Here is a 22,559-nt window from a genome sequence, read left to right as displayed (position 1 = left end):
GCAAAGCCGGCCCGGCGGTGGCTCTGGAGGAATGCCATGAGCACGCATCCACACCACAAGCCCGAAGACATCGTGCGCGAAGAAGGCGCCCAGCTCGACTTCAGCCACGACATGAGCTACGGCGACTACCTGCACCTGGACGAGGTGCTGAACGCACAGCACCCGCTCTCGCCCGCGCACGACGAGATGCTGTTCATCATCCAGCACCAGACCAGCGAGCTGTGGATGAAGCTCATGCTGCACGAACTGCAGGGCGCCATCACCGCGCTCGCCAGCCCGGACAACACCAAGCCCGAGGCCTTCAAGATGCTGGCGCGTGTCACGCGCATCATGGAACAGCTGGTCAACGCCTGGACCGTGCTGTCGACCATGACGCCGCCCGAGTACACCGCCATGCGGCCCTGGCTGGCCAACTCCAGCGGCTTCCAGAGCGCGCAGTACCGCTGCATCGAATTCGCGCTGGGCAACAAGAACGCCGCCATGCTCAAGCCGCACGCGCACAAGCCCGAGCTGCTGGCCAAAGTGGAAGCCGCCTGGCGCGCGCCTTCGTTGTACGACGAGGCCCTGCGCTTGATGGCGCGCGAGGGCATCGACGTGCCGGCCGACCGGCTGCAGCGCGACTGGACCCAGCCCTACGAAGCCAGCCCCGGCGTGCAGGAAGCCTGGCTCACGGTCTACCGCGACCCGCACGCGCACTGGGATCTGTACCAGCTGGGCGAGAAACTCACCGACATCGAAGACGCCTTCCGCCTCTGGCGCTTCCGCCACGTGACCACGGTGGAGCGCGTGATCGGCTTCAAGCGCGGCACCGGTGGCACCGGCGGCGTGAGCTACCTGCGCAAGATGCTGGACGTGGTGCTGTTCCCCGAGATCTGGAGCCTGCGCACCGAACTCTGAGCGCTTCCCAGCGCCGGAAAGAAAGCACACCAAAGCCCGCCAAAGACGACCAAAGCGGCACCGATGGCGCGGCTTTGGTGAACATTCACCACCGGGTCATGGGCAGAAACCCGCTTGGTTTTCCACTCGGAGGGCTTATCATGCCCTTCGTCGGCCGCTTTCCGGCATGAGGCAAGCCCTATGCTTGGAAACCTCGGGCGACACCACCCCCTCTTTTTCCTCACCCGCACAAGACCACCCTCGTGACTTCCCGCACCGCCCCACATTCCCCCCGCTCCCTCTCGGCCCGTGCACTCGCGCTGTCCGCTCTGGTGGCGGGCCTGGTGTGGGCGGGCTGCAGCGGCCTGGCCTTGGCGCAGCAGCACACGGACAAGCCGGTGGGTTACGTGAAAAACGTCAAGGGCACGGCCTCGGTCACCACGCTGGGCAAGCAGGTGCCGGCCGAACCCGGCACGCCGCTGCACCAGGGCAGCGAACTGCGCACCGACGCCGACTCCAGCATGGGCGTGGTGTTCAAGGACAACACGCTGATGTCGTTCGGTCCGAGCACCGTGCTCACGGTGGACGAATACCTCTACGAGCCGGCCGAGGGCAAGCTCAAGCTCGGCGCGCGCATGGGCAAGGGCACGCTGAACTACGTCTCGGGCGTGATCGCCAAGCTGCAACCCGAGGCCGTGACCGTGAAGACGCCCACCGGCATGATCGGCGTGCGCGGTACCCAGTTCCTGCTCAAGGTCGACGAAGAGTAAGAACGCTTCGGGCCTGCCGTGCCTGTTGAGCCGGTCACTTGCGGCTGAGCACGATCTGGTCGCCCTGCTCCTGCTGCGCCAGCCGCGCTGCGTGCAAGGCCACCAGCGGATCGTCCGGGTGGCGCTGGTGCAGGCGCTCGAACAAGGCCAAGGCCATCACATCCCCCGCACGCATGGCGTCGTAGGCTTCCTGGTACAGCGCGGTCGGCGCATGCCCCGCCGGCAGCGGTTCGGGCAGTGGCTCGTACACCAGCAGCGCCTGCTTCTTGCCCTTGAGCACCAGGCGCCCCACCGGCCGTGCCGGCACCGGGCGCTCGCAGTCCGAGAGCGTGGCGTCCGACACGCAGATCAGGGTGCCCAGCTGTTTGTTCACGCTCTCCAGGCGCGCGGCGGTGTTGACCGTGTCGCCCAGCGCGCGGTAGTCGAACAGCGCCTGGCCGCCGAAGTTGCCGACGATGACCTCGCCCGAATGCACACCAAAACGCGTCAGCCCGAAGGGTATGCCCCGGGCCTGCAGATCACGCGCGTAGCCGGTGGCGAAGGCGTGCATCTCCATCGCGCAATCGAGCGCGCGCTGCGCATGGTCCACCTGCACCACGGGCGCAGAGAACATGATCGCCACCGCGTCGCCGACGATGCGGTCCAGCGTGCCCTGGTGGCGGAAGGCGATGGAGACCATCTCTTCCAGGTAGCGGTTGAGCAAGGCCACGGCCTCGGACGGGTCGATGGACTCCATCAGGGCCGTGAAGTCTTCGAGGTCGGTGAAGACGAAGCTGCAGTGCTGGCGCTTGCCACCCAGTTCGAGCTGGCCGGGGTTGTTCATCAGGTACTCGACCCGGTTGGGCGAGACGTAGCGCGAGAACGCCTGCTTGATCCAGCGCTGCTGGCGCTCGCTCCAGAAGTGCCGGCTCAGGCTGGCCAGCACAAAGGCCAGCGCCCAGGCCAGCGCGGGCGTGAAGCTGTCCAGCAGCAGGCGCTGTTGCGCAAACGACCACCAGCCGGCCCACAGCACGCCGCCCACCAGCGCCAGCGCCAGGCCCGCGGCCCACAACGCGGGCACGAAGGCGCCGATCCAGACCAGCAACACGCAGCCCAGCACCACCGCCAGCGCCTCGGCCGCCAGCGCCCAGCCGGGGCGGTTCAGGTAGTAGCCCGAGAGCACCTGCTCCAGCGCCTGCGCGTGTGCCTCGACACCGGGCATCACACGCCCCAGCGGGTTGACGCGCAGGTCCATCAGGCCCTGCGCGGAACTGCCCACCAACACCAGGTGGCCTTCCAGCAGCGCCCGGTCCACCTCGCCCGCCAGCAACTGCCAGGCCGGCACATACCGCTGCGGCTGCGCCTCGGTGTAGTGCAGCCAGATCTCGCCCTGGCCGTTGGTGGGCACGCTCACCTGGCCGGTGCGCACCTGCGCCAGCGCCGGCGCGTCGCCCTCGGCGCGGCGCAGCACATGGTTTTCGGCGCCCTGCGCCACGCGCAGCAGCTCGGCGATCAGGCTGGGCACCGGGGCACCGTTCAGCGCCATCGCCAGCGGCACGCGGCGCACCACACCGTCGCCATCGGGCACGAAGCTCAAGGCGCCACCGCCCTGCGCCGCAGCGTCGAGCAGTGGCAGTGCCGGCACCGCGGCCGAAAAACCGTGCAGGGCCTGCGGGCTGGGCTCACCCAGCCAGACGTAGCGGGCGTGCGGCAAGGGCGCGGCCGCGGGCCCGAGCCCAGGTGCGGCGGGTGGATCGCTGCGCAGCGCAAAACCCAGCACCACCGGCTGGCGGGCGATGGCCTCGGCAAACAACACATCGTGGTCGGGCAATGCGGCCAGCGTGCGCGCCTGTTCGGGCGACACCGGCCATTCGGCCGAGACCCGGCTCGGTGAGGTGCGGTCGGGTTCGGCAAACACCACGTCGAAACCCACCGCCGCCGCACCCTGGGCACCGAGCTGGTCCACCAGCCGGGCCATCTTGTGGCGCGGCCACGGCCACTGGCCCACCTTGGCCAGGCTTTCTTCGTCGATGTCGACAATGCGCACCGGCACCGCCTCGTAGGCACGCGGCAGCCAGCGCTGGTACTGGTCAAAGCCCTGATGGCGCAAGGTGCGCAGCGCCAGCGGGTCGGCCAGCACCAGGGCCAGGCCGAGCGCCGCCGTTGCCACGCTCAGCAACACGGCGACCATGTGCATCGTCAGCTTGAGCGGGTACTTCATGCGGGCGCGTTCGGGTGAAGCCGGGCTGTGGCGCTCAGACGGCCCCGGCTCGGCGTGCCGGGGCAACGACCGCGCACAGATCAACACAGGGCACGCAGGATTGAATGCGCTGCATCGTCGCACCAGTGTTCTGGAAATTGGCGCCGAGGTGGGTTGCCAGGGCGTGGTGGCGCCGCGGCCATCCGGTGTCGTCAGCTGTCATGTCGCTCTCATGATGGGAGTGCCCCACACAGAACATGCGGGCGTGCCGGGCTCGAACGGACCGGAGATGCCGGCCCGGGATTCACCGCACCGATACTAGCATCGCCCCTACACGGGGCAGGGTTTCGCAATGGCATGATGCGGCCTGCCCCACACGACCCATTTGGAAGTTCCCGCATGTTTCAGATCCACCACCCCCTTCGCCGGTTGTTGGCGCTCGCCATGCTGGGCGCGCTGGTGCTGCTGGTGTCGGCCTGCGCGCCCAGCCTGCCGCGTTCCTACGTGGTGCTGCTGCCCGATGCCGACGGCTCGGTTGGCCAGGTGATCGTGAGCGGGCAGAAGGGCCAGCAGGTGCTCACGCGCGCCGGCCAGGTGGCGGCCATCGACGGCCATGAGCTCAAGGCCGAACTGCCGGCGCCGCAGATCGACGCCGTCTTTGGCGAAGCCAGGGCAGCCTTGCCCGCTCCACCCGAACACGTGCAGCTGTATTTCTTCAGCGGCAGCACGCGCCTGACGCGCGAATCGGAAGCGCAGTTCAGCCGCCTCGTCAGCCGCTTGCGCGGCCCGGACGCACTGCCCGTGCTGGCGGCGGTGGTGATCGGCCACACCGACACCGTGGGCAGCGCGGAAGACAACCTGGTGCTGTCAGCGCAGCGCGCCAAGGTGGTGGCGGACCGCCTGCGCGCCTCGGGCCTGAAGTTCTCCAGCCTGACGATGGAGTCGCACGGCAAGAGCAACCCGCTCGTGCCCACCCGGGACGGTGTGGACGAACCGCGCAACCGGCGGGTGCAGATCACGCTGCACTGAGCGGCGGCGTTGCGCCGCTTCAGGCGGCCGGTGCGCACAGCGCCAGGCGCATCGCCTGCGAGCGCAGCGCCGAACCCGGCCGCAAGGCCTCGGCCTCGCCCACCGCCACGAAACCGGCGGCGAGGTACAGGCGCAGCGCGCTGCTGTCGCCCAGCGTGACGCCCAGGCACAGGCTTTGCGCACCGCGCGCGCTGGCCCAGTCGATCGCGCCGCGCAGCAGTTGCCGCCCCAGGCCGATGCCGCGGTGTTCGGGCGCCACCCACATCTGGAACAGGTGGACGCGGCGGGTGTCGCCGGCATCCTGCTTCGCCCAGCAGAGGCCGGCCGGCATACCGGCGGCGAGCGCGAGCAGCGGCAGGTCCGCGCCGGACTCGACGCCGGCCCGCAGGCGCTCCTGCCACGCGTCCACCGGCCGCGCTGCTTCTTCCGCCCAGGTGCTGCCGAAGGCATCGGGTGTGTCCTGCAGCGCCTGCAGGCGCAGGGCGCGGTAGACCGGCCATTCGCTGGCAAGGAAGGCGCGCACCGTGGTTGGCGTCTCGCCAGGGCGGGCATCGGTGTTGGTGGACATCACGGCACCTCTGGCGCGGGCTGCGCCGACACGCGGGGTTCAAGGCAGGGGATGCCTGTGCATTCGTGGCTGTCGACATGGAAGTGGCTCATGCCCGCAGTGTGCACGAGCCATGGGCCTGAAATGCGTTGCCTCAATGCGGCGGCATGTCACCGCACGGCGTCGGCCAACGCCATCCAGTCGCCCTTTCCAACGTGCGCCAGCCGGCCTGGTAACACGCGGTTGAGCAGTGCCTGCGGCGGGCCAACGCAGCACCTGCGTCGCCCGGTGCGCGGCCGGTCTGCAGCGCCGGCACCAGTTGCTGCACCTCGTCCAGCCAGGCGCGTGCTTGGGCCGCGTCGGCGCGGCTGGCCGGCACTGTGGGCACGGCCGCGAGCAGTTGTTCGAAGCTGCTCATCGGGGCTGCCGCTGAGGTCGGCTCCTTGCGGACCGATGCCGCACCAGTCCTGCTCGCGCCACACGCCTCCGGCATGCGGCATGCGGCATGCGGCGTGCGGCGTGCGGCGTGCGGCGTGCTCATGGTCGCAAGCCTGTCAAGAATTCACCGAGCTCGTTCGGCACGCTGCGCCGTGCATGTCGATGCGTGCCCCGCTTCTCACGAGCCGGCGAACAGACGCGAAAAAGGGGCCGTAGCCCCTCGGTCGCACGCGGTCGAGCGCCGCCGTGTCCGGCGTCAGTCCGGGTGGATCTTGTTGCGGCGGATCACGTCGGCCATGGTGCTGGTGTCGCTCTGGATGCGGCGCGCCAGGCCTTCCGGGCCGGTGCCGGCAACCTGCCAGCCCTGGGAAAAAATCTTCTGCCGGATGTCTTCGCGGCGCACGATGTCGGTGAGCAGGGCCGACAGGCGCATCACATGCGCCTTGGGCAGGCTGTTGGGCGCGGCCACGGCGTTCCAGATCTCGAGCTGGAAGTCGCGCACGCCGGCTTCGGTCAGGCTTGGCACCTCGGGCACCAGGCTGCTGCGGCCGGCCGAGGTGACGCCAATGGCCTTGAGCTTGCCGGCACGCACCTGCACCATGGCCAGGCCCGGTGGCAACAAGGACATCTGCAACTGGCCGCCGAGCAAGGCGGTGATCACCTGCGGGTTGCCCGGGTACGGCACATGCACCGGCGCGATGCCGGCGCGGCTCTTGAGCAGTTCCATGCCCAGATGCGCCACGGTGCCGACGCCGGGTGTGCCGTAGTTCCACTTGTCGCCGGCCGCGCGCGCCGCCGCCATGTAGGCTGCGCCGCTTTCCGCCACGTTGACCGGCACGCAGAGCACCAGCGGTGCGACCGCGATCAGCGACACCGGCATCAGGTCCTTGATCGGGTCGTAGGGCGTTTCGGGGTTGAGGATCTTGGCGATCGTCATGTTGTTGTTGATCATCAGCCCGATGGTGTGATCGTCGTCGGCGCGCGCCACCTGCGCGGCAGCGATGTTGCCGCCGGCGCCGGGCCGGTTCTCGATCACCACCGGCTGGCCCAGCGCCTGCTGCAAGGGTTCGGCGAGCAGGCGCGCGGTGAGGTCGGGTGACGAGCCGCCGGGGAAACCGACCACGATCTTCAGCGGCCGGCTCGGCCACTGGGCCTGGGCCTGCACGGCGGTGGGCATGGCGGTGGCGGCGGCCAGGGCGGCGCCGGTTGCCAGCGCGTGGCGGCGGGTCACGGGGGTCTTGTCAAAGCTCATGTCTGCCTCGTTGTTGGTTGTTGGGAGTGGATGTTTCAGTGGGATGTGCGCGGCTCTGGTGGCCCTTCGTAGAGCCACGTATTGTCCAGCAAACGTTCGCCCAGCAAGGCCATGGCGGTGTTGCGGCCCCAGCGCAGCAGGCCGCTGGCATGGAACACCACGCCGTTGCGTTGCGACAGCTGCTGCACGCGCGCGTTGCGCCGCCAGCGGGTCTGCGCGTACAGCGCCAGGCGGGCCGGCCAGTCGTCGCCGGCCGCGGGATCTTGTGCCAGGCGGCCAAGTGTCCAGGCGTCTTCAATGGCCATCGCCGCACCCTGCGCGAAATACGGCCGCATCGGGTGCGCGGCATCGCCCAGCAAGGCCACCCTGCCCTGCGCCTGCTCGTGCGGACCGCGCAGGGCCGGCCGGTCGTTGAGGGGCCAGAGGGTCCAGTCGGGCACGGCGTTGACCATGGACATCAGTTCCTCGCACGCCGGGCCGAGCGCGCGCCGCAGGTCGGTGGCGTGTGCGGCATGGGTCCAAGCCTGGGGGTCGTCGGTGGATGGCAACTGGCCATGCACCACCGCCACCAGGTTGAAGCGCTCGCCCTGCTTCACCGGGTAGTGCACCACGTGCAGGCGCGGCCCGAGCCAGGCGGTGACCAGGTTGCCGCGCAGCGCAGGTGGCACGTCGGTCGTGCGCAGCAGGCCGCGGTAGGCCAGGTGGCCGGTGGCGCGCACCGGCTGTTCGCCCAGCATCTGCGCGCGCACCCGGCTCCACAGACCGTCGCAACCGATCAGGGCGCCGGCCGACAGGGTGTCGCCACCTTCCAGCGTCACGCGCACACCCGACGCGGCATCTTCTTCGCAACGGCTCAGGCGCGCGCCCAGGCGCAACTGCACTTCCGGTCGCTGCTGCACTGCCGTCAGCAAGAGGCTGTGCAGGTCGGCGCGGTGCAGCGTGGCGTAGTGTTGCCCATGTCGCGCCAGCGCCATGGCACCCAGGCGCAGCTGGCCGAGCTGCCGGCCGTCGTGCGCGTCGCGCACCCGCAAGGCCGCGGGAAACGCGGCGCAGGCCAGCAGGTTGTCCATCAGCCCCCATTCGGCGAGCACGCGCACGGCGTTGGGGCCGAGCTGCAAACCCGCGCCCACCTCGGCAAAGGCCCGGGCCTGCTCCAGCACCACCGAACGCACGCCCGCGCGCGCCAGCGCCAGCGCACAGGCCAGCCCGCCGATGCCACCACCGGCGACGATCACATGTTGGTTCATGCCGGCCATTGTGCCGGGCCGCGATGGGCCACCGCTTCAGGCAAACCCTGGACCGGGTGTCGCGCGTGCGGCATGGTGCGCGGCGCCGGCTGTGGCCAGGGCCTGGCAGGCCCTAGAGGATGCGGTTGAACCAGAGCACCGACAGGCTGGCCGCCAGCAGCGCCAGCACCGCCGCGGCGAGTGCCAGCAGGCCGGAGATTTCGGTTTCCTTCTTCTCCACCGTGAGGCGCGAGCTCAGGGTCTCGTACACCTTCTTCAGGTTCTCGGCGGTGCCGGCGTAGAAGTACTCGGCCTGGGTGGCGCGCGCCACTTCCTTCAGGCTCTGCTCGTCGAGCCGCACGCGCATGGACCAGCCCTCGAAACCGATCACCTCGCCATCCACCGTGCCCACGCCCACGGTGTAGACGCGCACGCCGCGTTCGGCCGCCATCCGGGCGGCTTCGGCGGTGTCCACGCCGGTGGTGCGTTGGCCGTCGGTGAGCAGGATGATGGCGGCCGAGCTGTAGGAGCCGGGTGCGACCGGGGTGAAGGTCTTGTCGTCCGGTCTGGGCTGATCGAGCGCTCGGCCCTTGGGCGCGAACGGGTCGGCGTTGCGGCTGAAGGTCATGTCGCCGAGGTTGATGCGCTGCTCGGGAAACAGCTCGGAGAGCGAGACCACGATGGCGCTGCCGATGGCAGTGGCGCGCTGCAGCTGGAACTTGTCGATCGCGGCCACCAGGTCTTCGCGGCTGAGCGTGACCGGTTGCACCACCTGCGCCGAACCGGCGAAGGCGACGATGCCGACCTTCACATGGCGCGGCAGATCGGCCAGGAAGGCCTTGGCGGCGTTCTGCGAGGCCACCAGCCGGTTGGGCTGCACGTCTTCTGCGCGCATGCTGCCCGAGACGTCCATGGCCAGGATGATGGTCTGCTGGTTGGAGGGCAACGTGATGCTGGCCATGGGTCGCGCCGCGGCCAGCAGCATGATGGCGATGGCCAGCAGCAGCAACACCGGTGGCACGTGGCGGCGCCAGCCCGGGCCCTTGCCCATGGCCTCGCGCACGATGGACAGGCTGGCAAACCGCAGCGCGGCCTGCTTGCGCCGCCCCAGCAGCCAGAGGTAGAGCAGCACCAGCAAGGGCAGCGCCAGCAGCAGCCACAGCAGCTGTGGCCAGAGGAAGGTGACGGGCAAGGTGTTCATCTCGTGGCTCCAGCAGGGCCGGGGCGCGGCCTGCAGCGCAGCAAACAACTTCGATCCAGGGGCATCGAGGGTCCGGCTCTGCCGGCCCCGGATGCCGCCGCCCTCCCACCACAGGCGAGAAAGGGGGAGCGGCGCAGGGGGTACTTCATCTCATGCTCCTTCTCGATGGGTGCCGAAGCTGCGGCGATCCCGGGTCGGCAACTGGGTCGGCATGGGCCGTCCGCCAATGCCGTTGCGTGTCTCGCGCTGGCGGCGCTTGCGCAACTCGATGAAGCGCAGCACAGCCTCGGCCAGATCGTCGTCGGTAGAGAGTTCCAGCGTGTCCACGCCGGCGCGGCCCAGGCTCTCGCGCAACTGCGCTTCGCGCTGTGCGGCGATGCGCGCAAAACGTTGGCGAAAGCCGGCGTCGTGTGTGTCCACCATCAGCTGTTCGCCGGTTTCGGCGTCGCGGATCGGGATCAGGCCAAGGTCGGGCAGCTCGAGTTCCAGCGGGTCGAGCAGGCGCACGGCCACCACGTCGTGCCGGCGCGCGAGTTCGCCCAGCGGTTTCTCCCAGCCCGGCTCGCTGATGAAGTCGGACACCACGAACACGGTGGCGCGCTGGCGCACGGTGTGCACCGCGGCGCGCAGCAGGTCGCTGAGTTGCGTCACGCCGTTGCGGCGTTCGCCCTCGGTGTGCCGCGGTGGCTGCAGCACCATCTGCATCAGGCGCAGCACCTGCGTGCGGCCGCCGCGTGCGGGCAGCACCGCGTCCACCACCGGCTCACCGCGCGCGCCGTAGAGCACCGCACCGACGCGGTTGCCATGGCGCCCGATCAGGCGCGCCAGCACGGCGGTGAAGTCGAGCAGCACCTCGCTCTTGCGCTGGTCGCCCGAACCGAAATCGACCGAGGGGCTGAGGTCGAGCAGGAACCACGCGGCCATCTCGCGGTCTTCGGTGAACACGCGCACGTGTGGTGTCTGCAGGCGCGCGGTGACGTTCCAGTCGATGTGGCGCACGTCGTCGTGGTGCTGGTACTCACGCAGGTCGGCGAGGTCCAGCCCCGAGCCGCGCATCAGCGTGCGGTAGTCGCCCTGCAGCAGGCCGTCGAGCCGGCGCAGCACGGTCCACTCCAGCCGCCGCAGCAACTGTTCGGCGCGGCGCGCGGCGGGCGATGCACTGGCCGTGGTGCTGGCCTGCGCCGCGCTCTTTTTGCCGAACAGCCGCGCGAACATGTCAGGCCCCCGGAGCGCGATGGCCCCGTCCGGAGAAGGCGAGGCTCTGAAGGCGACGCAGGGGGTGCTTCATGATCACGCCACCTTTTGCTCGTGCTCCAGCGGCCGTGCCGGCGGCGGGATGTGCTTCATGATGCGGCCGATCAGCGCTTCGCTGGTGAGGCCTTCGGACAGGCCTTCGTAAGACAGCACCACACGGTGGCGCAACACGTCGGGCACCAGGTCGCTCATGTCTTCCGGCAGCGCGTAGTTGCGACCACGCAGCATGGCCAGGGCGCGTGCGCCTTCCACCAGGCCGATGGTGGCGCGCGGGCTGGCGCCGAAGGTGATCAGGTGCGCCAGGTCCTTGATGCCGTGTTTCTCCGGCGTGCGCGTGGCCGACACCAGCTTCACCGCGTACTGCACCAGCGACGGGTCCACATACACCTGCCGGCACTGCGCCTGCAGGGCCGCGAGCTGGTCGGTGGTGGCAACGGCATTGACCTGCACCGCCGGGCCGGTGACGCGCTCGACGATCACGAACTCTTCTTCATCGGTGGGGTAGTCCACCATCACCTTCATCATGAAGCGGTCCACCTGCGCCTCGGGCAAGGGGTAGGTGCCTTCGGTCTCGATCGGGTTCTGCGTCGCCATCACGAGGAAGGGGTTGGGCACCTTGTGGGTTTCACCGGCGATGGTGACCTGGCGCTCCTGCATCACTTCCAGCAAGGCGCTCTGCACCTTGGCCGGTGCGCGGTTGATCTCGTCGGCCAGCAGCAGGTTGGCGAACACGGGCCCGAGCGCGGTGCTGAAGTCGCCGGTCTTCTGGTTGTAGATGCGCGTGCCGATGAGGTCGGCCGGCACCAGATCGGGCGTGAACTGGATGCGCTTGAAGCGGCCATGCACCACATCGGCCAGGGTCTTGACGGTGAGCGTCTTGGCCAGGCCGGGCACACCTTCCACCAGCAGATGGCCTTGCGCCAGCATGGCGACCATGACGCGCTCCAGGAACCGGTCCTGCCCGACCACCACGCGCTTGACCTCGTACAGGATCTGTTCCATGAGCTGGGCGGTATCGGGTGCGTTGCTTTGGTCCATGGCGTGCTCCTGTGAAAGGTGAGAGAACTAGAACGGCGGCAGGCCGGCGGCGCTGGCGGCGCTCTCGATCGGCACGGCAAAACCGATGCCGACAAAGGTGCGGTGGCTGGTGGGGTTGAGGATGCCGGTGACGATGCCGACCACTTCACCATCCATGGTCACCAGCGGGCCACCCGAGTTGCCCGGGTTGGCGGCGGCGTCGAACTGGATCAGGTTGCCGATCTCCTGCTCGCCCTCGGGCGACTTGAAGGCGCGGCCGAAACCGGAGATCACGCCCGATGAAGTGGACGGGCCGATGCCGAACGGGAAGCCCACCGCCACCACCTCGTCGCCCGACACCAGGTCGCCGGTGGAGCGCATGGTGGCGGCGATCAGGTCGTCCGGGATGGTGTGGGCCTGCAGCACGGCCAGGTCGTTGTGGGCCTGCACGCCGGTGACGCTGGCGCCCGATTCCGAGCCGTCGGCAAACACCAGCTTGATGGTCTCGGCCCCCTGCACCACGTGCAGGTTGGTGAGGATGACACCCTTGTCCACGATCACCACGCCGGTGCCCACACCCTGTTCCTGCTCCTGCCCCTTCTTGTCCTTGGCGTAGGACATGACCCGCACCACGGCGGGACGCACCTTCTCGGCCGCGCGTGCCGCCGGCGAGGGCATGACCTGGGTGGTGAGGGTGCGCAACACCGCGGCGTCGATGTCTTTCTGGGTGAGTGGCGCCGGGCCGTTGGCACGGCCATGCCAGACGCTGGTGGCCAGCAAGGCGGCCAGCAGCGCCAGCGCCGACCACATCACACGCGGGCTGCTCGCAGCGCGGCCGGCGGCATTGCGCCAGCGGCGCTGGCGGCCGGGTGGTGACGCTGCGGCCGCAGTGGCGCCAGCCGTGCCGGTGGCCGGGGCATCAGCCGCGTCGGCCACCCGCTGTGCCGCGGCTCGCGCACCGGCCTGGGCATCCTGGGCGCGAACGCGGGGGCTGTACAGGGCAGGTTTTCGCATGACGACTCCCGGTGGCGATCGTTCGGCACATCATGCCGCGTTGCGGCATCCGGCTCAAGCGCTCAGCAATTGCCGAAGCACATAGGGAAGGATGCCCCCTTCGCGGTAATAGTTCACCTCCACCGGCGTGTCGATGCGCAGGATCACCTGCAGCTCGCGGCGTTCGCCGTTGGCGCGGGTGACCACCAGCAGCGCTTCGCTCTGCGGCGTGAGCGCCGGGTCGGGCACCACGTCGATGGTTTCGTTGCCGGTCAGGCCCAGGCTGTCCCAGGAATCGCCCGGCTTGAACTGCAGCGGCAGCACGCCCATGCCGACCAGGTTGGAGCGGTGGATGCGCTCGAAGCTGCGCGCCACCACCGCCTTGATGCCCAGCAGCTGAGTGCCCTTGGCGGCCCAGTCGCGGCTGGAGCCGGTGCCGTACTCCTCACCGGCGAACACCACCGTCGGCACGCCGGCCGCCTGGTAACGCTTGGCGGCGTCGAAGATGCTCATCTTCTTCCCACTGTCCGGGCCGGCAAGCTGGTAGACCGTCCAGCCGCCCTCCTCGCGCGAACCGTCGGGGCCGGCCGGCAGCATGAGGTTCTTGATGCGCACGTTGGCGAAGGTGCCGCGCATCATCACGTCGTGGTGGCCGCGGCGCGCGCCGTAGCTGTTGAAATCGGCCTTGAGCACACCATGCTCCTGCAGCCAGAGGCCGGCGGGCGAGTTGGCGGCGATGTTGCCGGCGGGCGAGATGTGGTCGGTGGTGATGGAGTCACCGAACAAGGCCATGACACGCGCACCACGCACGGCCGGTGGCGCGGTGGTTTCCGCCGGCGCCAGCTCGAAGCTGTCGAAGAACGGCGGCTCGGCGATGTAGGTGCTCTTGGGCCAGGTGTAGGCCTCACCCGAGACGCCGCGGATCTTCTCCCACAGCTTGCCGGGCTCGCTGGCCACACGCGCGTAGTTGTCGCGGTAGGCCTTGCCGTTCATGGCGAACTTCATCAGCGCGTAGATCTCGTCGCTGCTCGGCCACACGTCGCCCAGGTACACCGGCTTGCCGCCCTTGCCCTTGCCGAGCGGCTCGGTCATCAGGTCTTTCATCACGTTGCCGGCGATGGCATAGGCCACCACCAGCGGCGGGCTGGCGAGGAAGTTGGCCTTGAGGTTGGGGTGGATGCGGGCCTCGAAGTTGCGGTTGCCCGAGAGCACCGCGGCGCAGATCAGATCGTTCTCTGTGATCGCGGCGTTCAGCTCGGGCGTGAGGTCGCCCGCGTTGCCGATGCAGGTGGTGCAGCCATAGCCGGCGAGCGAGAAGCCGAGCTTTTCCAGGTACGGCAGCAGCCCGGTCTGCGTGAGGTATTCGGTGACGATGCGCGAACCGGGCGCCAGCGAGGTCTTGATGTGCGGTTGCACCTTCAGGCCCGCCTCCACCGCCTTCTTCGCCAGCAGGCCGGCGGCCAGCAGCACGCCGGGGTTGCTGGTGTTGGTGCAACTGGTGATGGCGGCAATGAGCACGTCGCCGTTGCCCACCGTGATGTCGTTGCGCGCGGCCTTGGCCGGCGCGCTGGCGCGCACCGGGCGGTTGGCCACCATCTCGGCCTCGAAGCGCGGTGCACCGTTGGGCGTGGGCTGGGCCACCGGCACGGCGGGTGCCACCTCGGCGGGGCCGGCGTGGTATCGCGTGTGCAGCAACTCGGCCGGGCGGTTGAAGCCGTTCTGCGCATTGGGCAGGCTGAACAGGTCGGCAAACTGCGCCGCCACCCGGCCCAGCTCGATGCGGTCCTGCGGCCGCTTCGGGCCGGCCAGGCTGGGCGTGACCTGGCCGAGGTCCAGGCGCACCACTTGCGAGTACTGGATTTCGCCCGCCGCCTGCGAAGCGCCCTCCGCACCCGGCACGCCGAACAGGCCCTGGGCGCGGAAGTAGGCTTCGAAGGCTTCGATCTCGGCCTTGCTGCGGCCGGTGCCGCGGAAGTAGTCGAGCGTCTTGCCATCGACCGGGAAGAAGCCCATGGTGGCGCCGTACTCGGGTGCCATGTTGGCGATGGTGGCGCGGTCGGGCAATGAGAGCGAGGCGGTGCCGGCGCCGTAGAACTCGACGAACTTGCCCACCACCTTCTGCTGGCGCAGGATCTCGGTCACGGTCAGCACCAGGTCGGTGGCGGTCACGCCTTCGCGCAGCTGGCCGGTGAGCTCGAAGCCCACCACGTCGGGCGTGAGCAGGTAGACCGGCTGGCCCAGCATGGCGGCTTCGGCCTCGATGCCGCCCACGCCCCAGGCGACCACGCCGATGCCGTTGATCATGGTCGTGTGGCTGTCGGTGCCGACCAGGGTGTCGGGGTAATACAGGCCGCCGCGCAGGTGCACGCCGCGCGCCAGGTACTCCAGGTTCACCTGGTGCACGATGCCGAAGCCGGGTGGCACCACGCCGAAGGTGTCGAAGGCCTGCATGCCCCACTTCATGAACTCGTAGCGCTCGCGGTTGCGCTGGAATTCGAGCTTCATGTTGAGGTCGAGCGCGCTCTTGGTGCCGTAGTGGTCAACCATGATGGAGTGGTCCACCACCAGGTCCACCGGCACCAGGGGTTCGATCTTTTTCGGGTTGTGACCCAGGCGCTGGGCCACGCTGCGCATGGCGGCCAGGTCGGCCAGCAGCGGCACGCCAGTGAAGTCCTGCAGCACCACGCGGGCCACGGTGAAGGGAATCTCTTCGGTGCGTGGTGCGTTGGGCGACCACTGCGCGAGTTGCGCCACGTGCTCGGGCGTCACACGCTCGCCGTCGCAGTGCCGCAGCACGCTCTCGAGCACGATGCGCAGCGACACCGGCAGGCGGTTCACCGACGGGTACTGTTTGGCCAGCGCCGGCAGCGAGTAGAACTTGCCGCTCTTGCCGGAGGCCGTCTTGAAGCTCTTGACGGTGGCGGCAAACGGGTGGGTGAAGCCCCCGGAGACGGCGGTGGAGGGAGTCGCGGCGGTAGCAGCGGACGTGGCCATGGGATTCTCCTGACGTGTCGTGGTGGGTTCGGCCATTCTGTCAGCAGCCCGCTATTCCGTGCTGACGACCTTGAAATGCCCCGCCACCGCAGAAAACTGAAAAGCCCCCGGTGCGGCACCGGGGGCTTTTCAGGTCAGCGCGCGCCTGGGCTCACGCCAGGCGCGATCGTCACAAGCGCCCTGTGAGCAGGAGCACGATGACGACCACCAGCACGATGCCCAGCAGGCCGCTGGGTCCGTAGCCCCAGTTGCGGCTGTACGGCCAGCTCGGGATCACGCCGAGCAGGATCAACACAAGAAGGATCAGGAGGATGGTGCCGATTGTCATGGTTGTCGTCCTTTGTAGGTGCCCGCGGCCCGTGGACCTGGCCGGGCGCTTGCCTGGAACGACCGCTGCAGGCCACAGGGTCGTGCCTCAGCGTAGACGCACGGCCCCCCTGCATCTGTACGCTGGCGCACACCCCGGGCTGCGGCGCGCAGCCGGGCCCTGCTCCCCGATCAGGCGCCTCAGGCCGGGTTGGACGGCGGCGTTGACGACGCCGCGGCCTGCTGCTCGCGCTGTTGGCGTGCAGCGGCCTGGTAGTGCAGCGCCGGCGGAATGTCTTCCTCGGCCGGCTTGACGCTGGCGATACGGCGCCGGAACAGCTCGGTGCGCGCCAGCAGGATGGTGGTGACCGGCACGGTGAGCGACAGGAAGATGATGATCAGCCAGGCGTGCAGCGAGAGCTTGCCGTCCTGCGCCGAGAAATAAATGATCGTGGCCAGCGTGACGCACCAGGCCGAGAAGCTGAACGCCAGTGCCGGCGGATGCATGCGCTGGAAGAAGGTCTTGAAACGCACCAGGCCGATGGCGGCGGTGAGCGTGAACACGCCGCTGAGCACCAGCAACACGGCCACCGCAATCTCGGCCCAGAGGGACACACCTGCGGGCATCATCATTCGATCACCTCTCCACGCAACAGGAACTTGGCCATGGCGGCCGAACTGACGAAACCAAACACCGCGATCAGCAAGGCGGCCTCGAAGTACATCGCACTGCGGTAGCGGATGGCCAGCACCATCAGCACCAGCATGCCGATGGTGTAGATCAGGTCCATGGCCAGCACGCGGTCTTGCGCCGACGGGCCGCGGTACAGGCGCAGCAGCGCCAGCGCCATGGCGAGCACGTAACACGCCAGCGTGAAGACGATGGCCGCAAACAGGAATGAGGTCATTCGAAGATCTCCATCAACGGGCGCTCGTAGCGGTTCTTGATCAGCTGGATCTCGTGCTCCGCGTCCTGCAGGTCGAAGATGTGCACGCGCAGCACGCTGCGGTCCAGCGAGAGCTCGGACCAGATGGTGCCCGGGATCACGCACATGATGGCGGCCAGCACCGCCAGGCCGTTGGGATCGCGCATGTCCAGCGGCACGGTGATGAAGCCACCATGCGGCATGTGCTCGCCACGCCCCAGCGTGCCGCGCAGCACGCGCCAGTTCCACTCGATCACGTCGCGCCCGACGCTCATGAACAGCTTGAAGGCCACCCAGGGGTGGCTGAAACGCACCGGCGTGGGCCGCAGCGACTGGGTGAGCAGCGGCACCGCCACCCCCAGCACCACGGCCATGATCCACTGGCCCAGGCCATACGAATTGTTGAGCACCAGCCACAGCGCGATCAGCGCCAGCGACAACAGGGGAGCGGGAAACAGGCGTCGCATCATGGCCGGGCCTCCGGCGCCGGCACGCCCAGGCGTTCGGCATTGGTGGGGGTGGGCACGGGCCGGGCGGAGAACACGGCGCCGATGTAGCCACCCGGCTGGTACAGGGCCTGCGCGGTGGCCTGGGTGTAGCGCAGCACCGCTTCACCGCGCACGGTGAACAGCACGCAGAGGGTGATGAGGATGGCGATCGGCAGGTACTCGGCCACGCGCAACAGGTGAGCGCCGCGCTCCAGCGGGGCCCAGAAGAAGCGGATGCCGGTGCGCGACAGCGCCACCAGCGCGAACAGGCCGGAGGTGATCACCAGCGCCATCAGCGTCCAGCTCGCGGCACTCACCGCCGGCGATGCGTTCTGCAGCGGCAGCAGCGAGGACAACATGGCGAACTTGCCGATGAAGCCCGACAGCGGCGGCAGGCCGGCCACCAGCACGGTGCAGCTGATGAAGGCCAGGCCCAGCAGCGCGGTGGAGGCCGGAATGGCGCGGCCGATCAGCACCTCCTCGTCTTCGTCCAGGTTGGCGGTGCGGGCGATCTCCAGATCGGCCAGCGCAAACGGCAGGTGGTCTTCTTCGTCTTCGGGTGCGCGCTGCGTGGCCGGGTCGGTGCGCGAGCGGTCCATCAGCTCGGCGAGCAGGAAGAACGCCGCCACCGCCAGGGTGGAGGTCGGCAGGTAATAGAGCGCGCTGGCGGTGAGCTCGGGCCGGGCAAAACCGATCACCGCGAGCAGCGTGCCCGACGACACGATGACCGCATAACCCGCCAGCCGCGCCGGCCGCTGCGAGGCCAGCATGCCGATGGCGCCAAACGCCAGCGTGGCCATGCCGCCCCAGGCCAGGAACTGGCTGCCGAAGCTGGCCGACTCACCGGCCTCGGGCGAGAACAGCAGCGTGGACAGGCGCAGCAGCACGTAGATGCCGACCTTGGTGAGCAACGCGAACATCGCGGCCGAGGGCGCACTGGCACTGGAGTACGCCGGCACCAGCCAGAAGTTGAGCGGCCACATCGCCGCCTTGGCCAGGAAGGCCACGGCCAGGATGGCGCAGGCGGTGTGCAGCAGCGCGCGGTCGGTGCTGGCGATGTCGGGAATGCGCGCGGCCAGGTCGGCCATGTTGAGCGTGCCGGAAACGCCGTAGATCATCGACGCACCGACCAGGAACAGCGAGGACGCCGCCAGGTTGATGGCGATGTACTGCAGGCCGGCCTTCACGCGCGACGGGCCCGAGCCGTGCAACAGCAAACCGTAGGACGCGGCCAGCATGACCTCGAAGAACACGAACAGGTTGAACAGGTCGCCGGTGAGGAAGGCGCCGTTCAGGCCCATGATCTGGAACTGGAACAGCGGCTGGAAATGCGCCCCGGCCTTGTGCCAGCGCGCCAGTGCGAACAGCAGCGCCATCAGCGCCACCAGCCCGGCCAGCAACACCATCAGCGCCGAGAGGCGGTCGAGCACCAGCACGATGCCGAAGGGCACGTCCCAGTTGCCCGGCAGGTAGACGCCGAAGGCGCTCGGGCCCTCGCCGCGTTTGCTCCACAGCAGCAAGGCCACCGCCACCACCAGGTTGAGCACCGTTGCGCTCAGGCCGATGGCAGCCTTGGTGCGGCGCCGGCGGTCGCCCACGAACAGCAGCACGCAGGCCGTGGCCAGCGGCAGCAGGATGGGGGCCACCATCAGGTGAGGCATGAAAGCCTCGGCAATCATCTCGAAGACGCCTCCTCCGCTCACTCTGCGTCCCCCTGGCCGTCCACATGGTCATTGCCGAAGAAGCCGCGCTGCGCCAGCAGCACCACCAGGAACAGCGCGGTCATGGCGAAGCCGATCACGATGGCGGTCAACACCAGCGCCTGCGGCATCGGGTCGTCGTATTGCAGCAGCGTGGCCGGCAGGCCGGGCGTGAGCACCGGCTCGCTGTCGACCGAGAGGCGGCCCATGCTGAAGATGAACAGGTTGACGCTGTAGCTGAGCAGGCACAGGCCCATGATGACCTGGTAGGTGCGCGGGCGCAGCATCAGCCAGACGCCACAGGCGGTCAGCGCTCCGATGGCAATGGCCATGACGAGTTCCATTAGCGTGCCCCCTCAGCTTCCATTTTTTCTTCCAGTACTTCCTGCTCGGCCACCTTGGCCTGGCGGTGACCACGCACCGACTGGTGGCCCAGCGCGGTCAGGATCAGCAGGGTTGCGCCCACCACCAGGGTGAAGACGCCGATGTCGTAGAACAGCGCGCTGGCGATGTGGATCTCGCCCAGCAGCGGCAGGTCCAGGTGGGCGGTGTGCGTGGTCAGGAACGGATAACCGAACACGAACGAGCCCAGGCCGGTGGCCGTGGCGGTGAGCAGGCCGGCCGCGATCCAGCGCTGCGGCATCAGCTGCATGTGGGCCTCGACCCACTGCGTGCCCGAGACGATGTACTGCAGGATGAACGCGGTGGACAGCACCAGGCCGGCCACGAAGCCGCCACCCGGTTCGTTGTGGCCGCGCATGAAGAGGTACACCGAGATCACCGCCGCGATCGGCAGCACCAGGCGCACCATCACCGCCGGCACCATGAGGTAACCCTGGGCCGTGTCTTCGGCCATGCCGGGGTTGATCAGGTCGGTGTCCAGGTCGGCCGGCAGCGCACGCTGCTGGGCCGTGAGGTCGGCGCTCTCGGGCGCCGGGCGGAAACGCCGCAGCAGCGCGTAGACCGTGAGCGCAACGATGCCCAGCACGGTGATCTCGCCCAGCGTGTCGAAGCCGCGGAAGTCCACCAGCATCACGTTGACCACGTTGGTGCCACCGCCTTCGGGCAGCGAACGCTCAAGGAAGAACGGCGAGATGCTCTGCGGAAACTCGCGCGTCATCAGCGCATACGACAGGCCGGCCATGCCACCGCCGGCGGCCAGCGCCAGCACCAGGTCGCGCGAACGCCGGCCCTTGGCCTTGACGCGCACCCACAGCGGCTCGGCCTGGTCCTGCACCTCCAGCCGCTTGGGCAGCCAGCGCAGGCCGAGCAGGATCAGCACCGTGGTCACCGCCTCCACCGACAGCTGGGTGAGCGCCAGGTCGGGGGCCGAGAACCAGGCGAAGGTGATCACCGTGGTCAGGCCCGAGACGCTCATCAGCGCCAGCGCGGTCAGCCGGTGGTATTTGGCCTGCCACACGGCGCCCACGGCCGCACCCACGCCCACCACCCACAGCAGCGCGAACATGGGCGAGAAGGTGAGCTGCTCGCGGTCGCCCGTGGTCAGCTTCGCGTCGGGCGCGGCCATGCGGAACGCGGCATACGCACCCAGCACCGTCACCAGCACCAGCAGGAACAGCTGCGGCTGCAGGCGGCGCGTGCCCAGCAGGCGCAGCAGGCTGCGCGCGCCGGCGGTCAGGCGAGCCATGGTGTGGTGGAACATGCGCTTGCCGTTGAACAGGCCCACCAGCGGGGCGCGCAGGAAGCGGCCGGCCTGCAGCGGCTTGCGCAGCAGCATGTAGAGCACGATGCCGCCGGCCAGCGCCAGGAAACTCATCCACAGCGGCAGGTTGAAGCCGTGCCAGACCGCCAGATCGAACTCGGGCAGCGTGCCGCCCACCACCGGCGCCGCCGCGGTGCCCAGGATGTGCTGGATCGACCACTGCGGCACGATGCCCACCACCAGACAGGCCAGCACCAGCACCTCGATCGGCACGCGCATCCAGTGCGGCGGCTCGTGCGGCAGGCGCGGCAGGTTGGAGCAGGTGTCGGGGCCGAAGAACACGCGCGCGGTGAAACGCAGCGAATAGGCCACGCTGAACATGCCGGCCACCACCGCGGCGATCGGCAGCACGCGCTGGAACCAGGGTGCGGCGCTCACGAACACCGCTTCGGTGAAGAACATCTCTTTCGAGATGAAGCCGTTGAGCAGCGGCACGCCGGCCATGGCCGCGCCGGCCACCATGGTGAGTGTGGCGGTCACCGGCATGTAGCGCGCCAGCCCCGAGAGCCTGCGGATGTCGCGTGTGCCGGCCTCGTGGTCGATGATGCCCACCGCCATGAACAGCGAAGCCTTGAAGGTGGCGTGGTTGATGATGTGGAACACCGCCGCCACCGCGGCCAGCGGGCTGTTCATGCCCAGCAGGGTGGTGATCAGGCCCAGGTGCGAGATGGTCGAGTACGCGAGCAGGCCCTTGAGGTCGTTCTGGAAGATGGCGGCAAAGCCCCCGATCAGCAGCGTGACCAGGCCCGAGCAGGTGACGATCCAGAACCACTCGTCGGTGCCGGCCAGCACCGGCCACAGCCGCGCCAGCAGGAACACACCGGCCTTCACCATGGTGGCCGAATGCAGGTAGGCCGAGACCGGTGTTGGCGCCGCCATGGCGTGCGGCAGCCAGAAATGGAACGGGAACTGCGCGCTCTTGGTCAGCGCGCCGAGCAGGATCAGGATCAGTGCCGTGGTGTACAGCGGGTGGCTGCGCACCACGTTGCCGGCCATCAGCACCACGTCGAGGTCGTAGCTGCCGACGATGTGGCCCAGCACCAGCACCCCGGCCAGCAGGCACAGGCCGCCCGCGCCGGTCACGGTGAGCGCCATGCGCGCGCCGCGCCGTGCGTCACGCCGGTGGTGCCAGTACCCGATCAGCAGGAAAGAGAACAGGCTGGTGAGCTCCCAGAACAGCACCAGCTGCACCAGGTTGCCCGACAGCACCACGCCACTCATGGCGCCCATGAAGGCCAGCAGGAAGGAAAAGAAGCGCGGTACCGGGTCGTCTTCCGACATGTAGTAGCGCGCGTACAGCACCACCAGCGAACCGATGCCCAGGATCAGCATGGAGAACATCCACGCGAAGCCGTCCATGCGCAATACGAAGTTCAGGCCGAGCGATGGCAGCCAGACGAACTCCTGCCGGATCACGCCGCCAGCGGCCACCTCGGGGAAGTACATCGCGGCCTGCACCGCACAGAACAGCGCGATGGCGCCAGCCAGTGTTGATTCGGTGTTGCGTGCGTTCGCCGGCAATAAAGCGGCGAGCAAACTGCCCACGAATGGGAGGGCGACAAGGAAGATCAGGGAGACGTGCATGGGCCTTCGAGTTTAGTGGCTCCGTGCTGACCATCGACTGACGCGAAAAGTTCATC

General features: G+C 68.8%; 21 protein-coding genes. 3 read left to right on the top strand and 18 right to left on the bottom strand.

Annotated elements, in window-relative coordinates:
• Nucleotides 1–36: 36 nt before the first annotated feature.
• Both kynA and HPA01S_RS10225 read left to right on the top strand, forming a co-directional pair.
• A complete protein-coding gene (gene kynA / locus HPA01S_RS10230; protein ID WP_066269558.1) occupies nt 37–897 on the top strand; it encodes a tryptophan 2,3-dioxygenase in 861 nt (286 codons plus the stop codon).
• Between the two features lie 242 nt (nt 898–1,139).
• Nucleotides 1,140–1,646, top strand: a complete 507-nt coding sequence (locus HPA01S_RS10225) for a FecR family protein (protein ID WP_066269556.1) — start codon at nt 1,140–1,142, stop codon at nt 1,644–1,646.
• A gap of 34 nt (nt 1,647–1,680) precedes the next feature.
• Here HPA01S_RS10225 and HPA01S_RS10220 read toward each other — a convergent pair whose 3' ends face one another.
• Both HPA01S_RS10220 and HPA01S_RS23060 read right to left on the bottom strand, forming a co-directional pair.
• Nucleotides 1,681–3,846: a CHASE2 domain-containing protein gene (locus tag HPA01S_RS10220; protein WP_084360592.1), complete on the bottom strand. Its 2,166-nt coding sequence runs from the start codon at nt 3,844–3,846 to the stop codon at nt 1,681–1,683.
• Between the two features lie 34 nt (nt 3,847–3,880).
• Entirely contained in the window at nt 3,881–4,048 is a 168-nt protein-coding gene (locus HPA01S_RS23060) for a hypothetical protein (protein ID WP_157084959.1), read from the bottom strand.
• Between the two features lie 176 nt (nt 4,049–4,224).
• Between HPA01S_RS23060 and HPA01S_RS10215 the strand changes: the two genes are divergently transcribed.
• Nucleotides 4,225–4,854: an OmpA family protein gene (locus HPA01S_RS10215; protein WP_169801517.1), complete on the top strand. Its 630-nt coding sequence runs from the start codon at nt 4,225–4,227 to the stop codon at nt 4,852–4,854.
• 19 nt (nt 4,855–4,873) lie between these two features.
• Here HPA01S_RS10215 and HPA01S_RS10210 read toward each other — a convergent pair whose 3' ends face one another.
• The 16 genes from HPA01S_RS10210 to HPA01S_RS10140 all read right to left on the bottom strand — a co-directional run bounded on the left by HPA01S_RS10210 (nt 4,874) and on the right by HPA01S_RS10140 (nt 22,503).
• Nucleotides 4,874–5,422, bottom strand: a complete 549-nt coding sequence (locus HPA01S_RS10210; RefSeq protein ID WP_084360597.1) for a GNAT family N-acetyltransferase — start codon at nt 5,420–5,422, stop codon at nt 4,874–4,876.
• 133 nt (nt 5,423–5,555) lie between these two features.
• A complete protein-coding gene (locus HPA01S_RS10205) occupies nt 5,556–5,819 on the bottom strand; it encodes a hypothetical protein (RefSeq protein WP_066269552.1) in 264 nt (87 codons plus the stop codon).
• A gap of 276 nt (nt 5,820–6,095) precedes the next feature.
• Nucleotides 6,096–7,091, bottom strand: a complete 996-nt coding sequence (locus HPA01S_RS10200) for a Bug family tripartite tricarboxylate transporter substrate binding protein (protein WP_066269548.1) — start codon at nt 7,089–7,091, stop codon at nt 6,096–6,098.
• Between the two features lie 35 nt (nt 7,092–7,126).
• Nucleotides 7,127–8,338 carry an FAD-dependent monooxygenase gene (locus HPA01S_RS10195; RefSeq protein ID WP_066269643.1) on the bottom strand — a complete coding sequence of 404 codons (1,212 nt, stop codon included), beginning with the start codon at nt 8,336–8,338 and terminating at the stop codon, nt 7,127–7,129.
• Between the two features lie 112 nt (nt 8,339–8,450).
• Entirely contained in the window at nt 8,451–9,518 is a 1,068-nt protein-coding gene (locus HPA01S_RS10190) for a VWA domain-containing protein (protein WP_066269546.1), read from the bottom strand.
• A 150-nt stretch (nt 9,519–9,668) separates the two neighbouring features.
• Nucleotides 9,669–10,733 (bottom strand): DUF58 domain-containing protein, encoded by a 1,065-nt coding sequence (locus tag HPA01S_RS10185; protein ID WP_066269544.1) that lies wholly within the window; start codon nt 10,731–10,733, stop codon nt 9,669–9,671.
• Between the two features lie 75 nt (nt 10,734–10,808).
• Nucleotides 10,809–11,810: an AAA family ATPase gene (locus HPA01S_RS10180; protein ID WP_066269542.1), complete on the bottom strand. Its 1,002-nt coding sequence runs from the start codon at nt 11,808–11,810 to the stop codon at nt 10,809–10,811.
• 27 nt (nt 11,811–11,837) lie between these two features.
• Complete coding sequence (locus HPA01S_RS10175; protein ID WP_066269539.1) at nt 11,838–12,803, bottom strand: S1C family serine protease; 966 nt, start codon at nt 12,801–12,803, stop codon at nt 11,838–11,840.
• Between the two features lie 54 nt (nt 12,804–12,857).
• Nucleotides 12,858–15,776: an aconitate hydratase gene (locus HPA01S_RS10170; RefSeq protein ID WP_066269538.1), complete on the bottom strand. Its 2,919-nt coding sequence runs from the start codon at nt 15,774–15,776 to the stop codon at nt 12,858–12,860.
• A 169-nt stretch (nt 15,777–15,945) separates the two neighbouring features.
• Nucleotides 15,946–16,104, bottom strand: a complete 159-nt coding sequence (locus tag HPA01S_RS22680; protein ID WP_084360590.1) for a DUF3309 family protein — start codon at nt 16,102–16,104, stop codon at nt 15,946–15,948.
• Between the two features lie 179 nt (nt 16,105–16,283).
• Complete coding sequence (locus tag HPA01S_RS10165) at nt 16,284–16,715, bottom strand: Na+/H+ antiporter subunit G (RefSeq protein WP_084360589.1); 432 nt, start codon at nt 16,713–16,715, stop codon at nt 16,284–16,286.
• The gene (locus HPA01S_RS10160) at nt 16,712–16,990 is read right to left on the bottom strand and encodes a K+/H+ antiporter subunit F (RefSeq protein WP_066269536.1); all 279 of its coding nucleotides are present in this window, start codon (nt 16,988–16,990) and stop codon (nt 16,712–16,714) included. The genes HPA01S_RS10165 and HPA01S_RS10160 overlap by 4 nt, the downstream gene beginning before the upstream one ends.
• Nucleotides 16,987–17,478: a Na+/H+ antiporter subunit E gene (locus tag HPA01S_RS10155; RefSeq protein ID WP_084360588.1), complete on the bottom strand. Its 492-nt coding sequence runs from the start codon at nt 17,476–17,478 to the stop codon at nt 16,987–16,989. The genes HPA01S_RS10160 and HPA01S_RS10155 overlap by 4 nt, the downstream gene beginning before the upstream one ends.
• Nucleotides 17,475–19,175 (bottom strand): monovalent cation/H+ antiporter subunit D, encoded by a 1,701-nt coding sequence (locus HPA01S_RS10150; RefSeq protein WP_066269534.1) that lies wholly within the window; start codon nt 19,173–19,175, stop codon nt 17,475–17,477. Before HPA01S_RS10150 ends, HPA01S_RS10155 begins: the two co-directional genes overlap by 4 nt.
• Before the next feature lie 20 nt (nt 19,176–19,195).
• Nucleotides 19,196–19,540, bottom strand: coding sequence for a Na+/H+ antiporter subunit C (locus HPA01S_RS10145; protein WP_066269533.1), 345 nt, complete (start codon nt 19,538–19,540; stop codon nt 19,196–19,198).
• The gene (locus HPA01S_RS10140; protein ID WP_066269532.1) at nt 19,540–22,503 is read right to left on the bottom strand and encodes a monovalent cation/H+ antiporter subunit A; all 2,964 of its coding nucleotides are present in this window, start codon (nt 22,501–22,503) and stop codon (nt 19,540–19,542) included. Before HPA01S_RS10140 ends, HPA01S_RS10145 begins: the two co-directional genes overlap by 1 nt.
• Between the last annotated feature and the right edge of the window lie 56 nt (nt 22,504–22,559).

This window comes from Hydrogenophaga palleronii NBRC 102513 (assembly GCF_001571225.1).
Lineage (GTDB): Bacteria > Pseudomonadota > Gammaproteobacteria > Burkholderiales > Burkholderiaceae_C > Hydrogenophaga > Hydrogenophaga palleronii.
The sequence above is the reverse complement of the archived record's forward strand: the minus strand, read 5'-3'. Positions and strand labels throughout refer to the sequence as shown.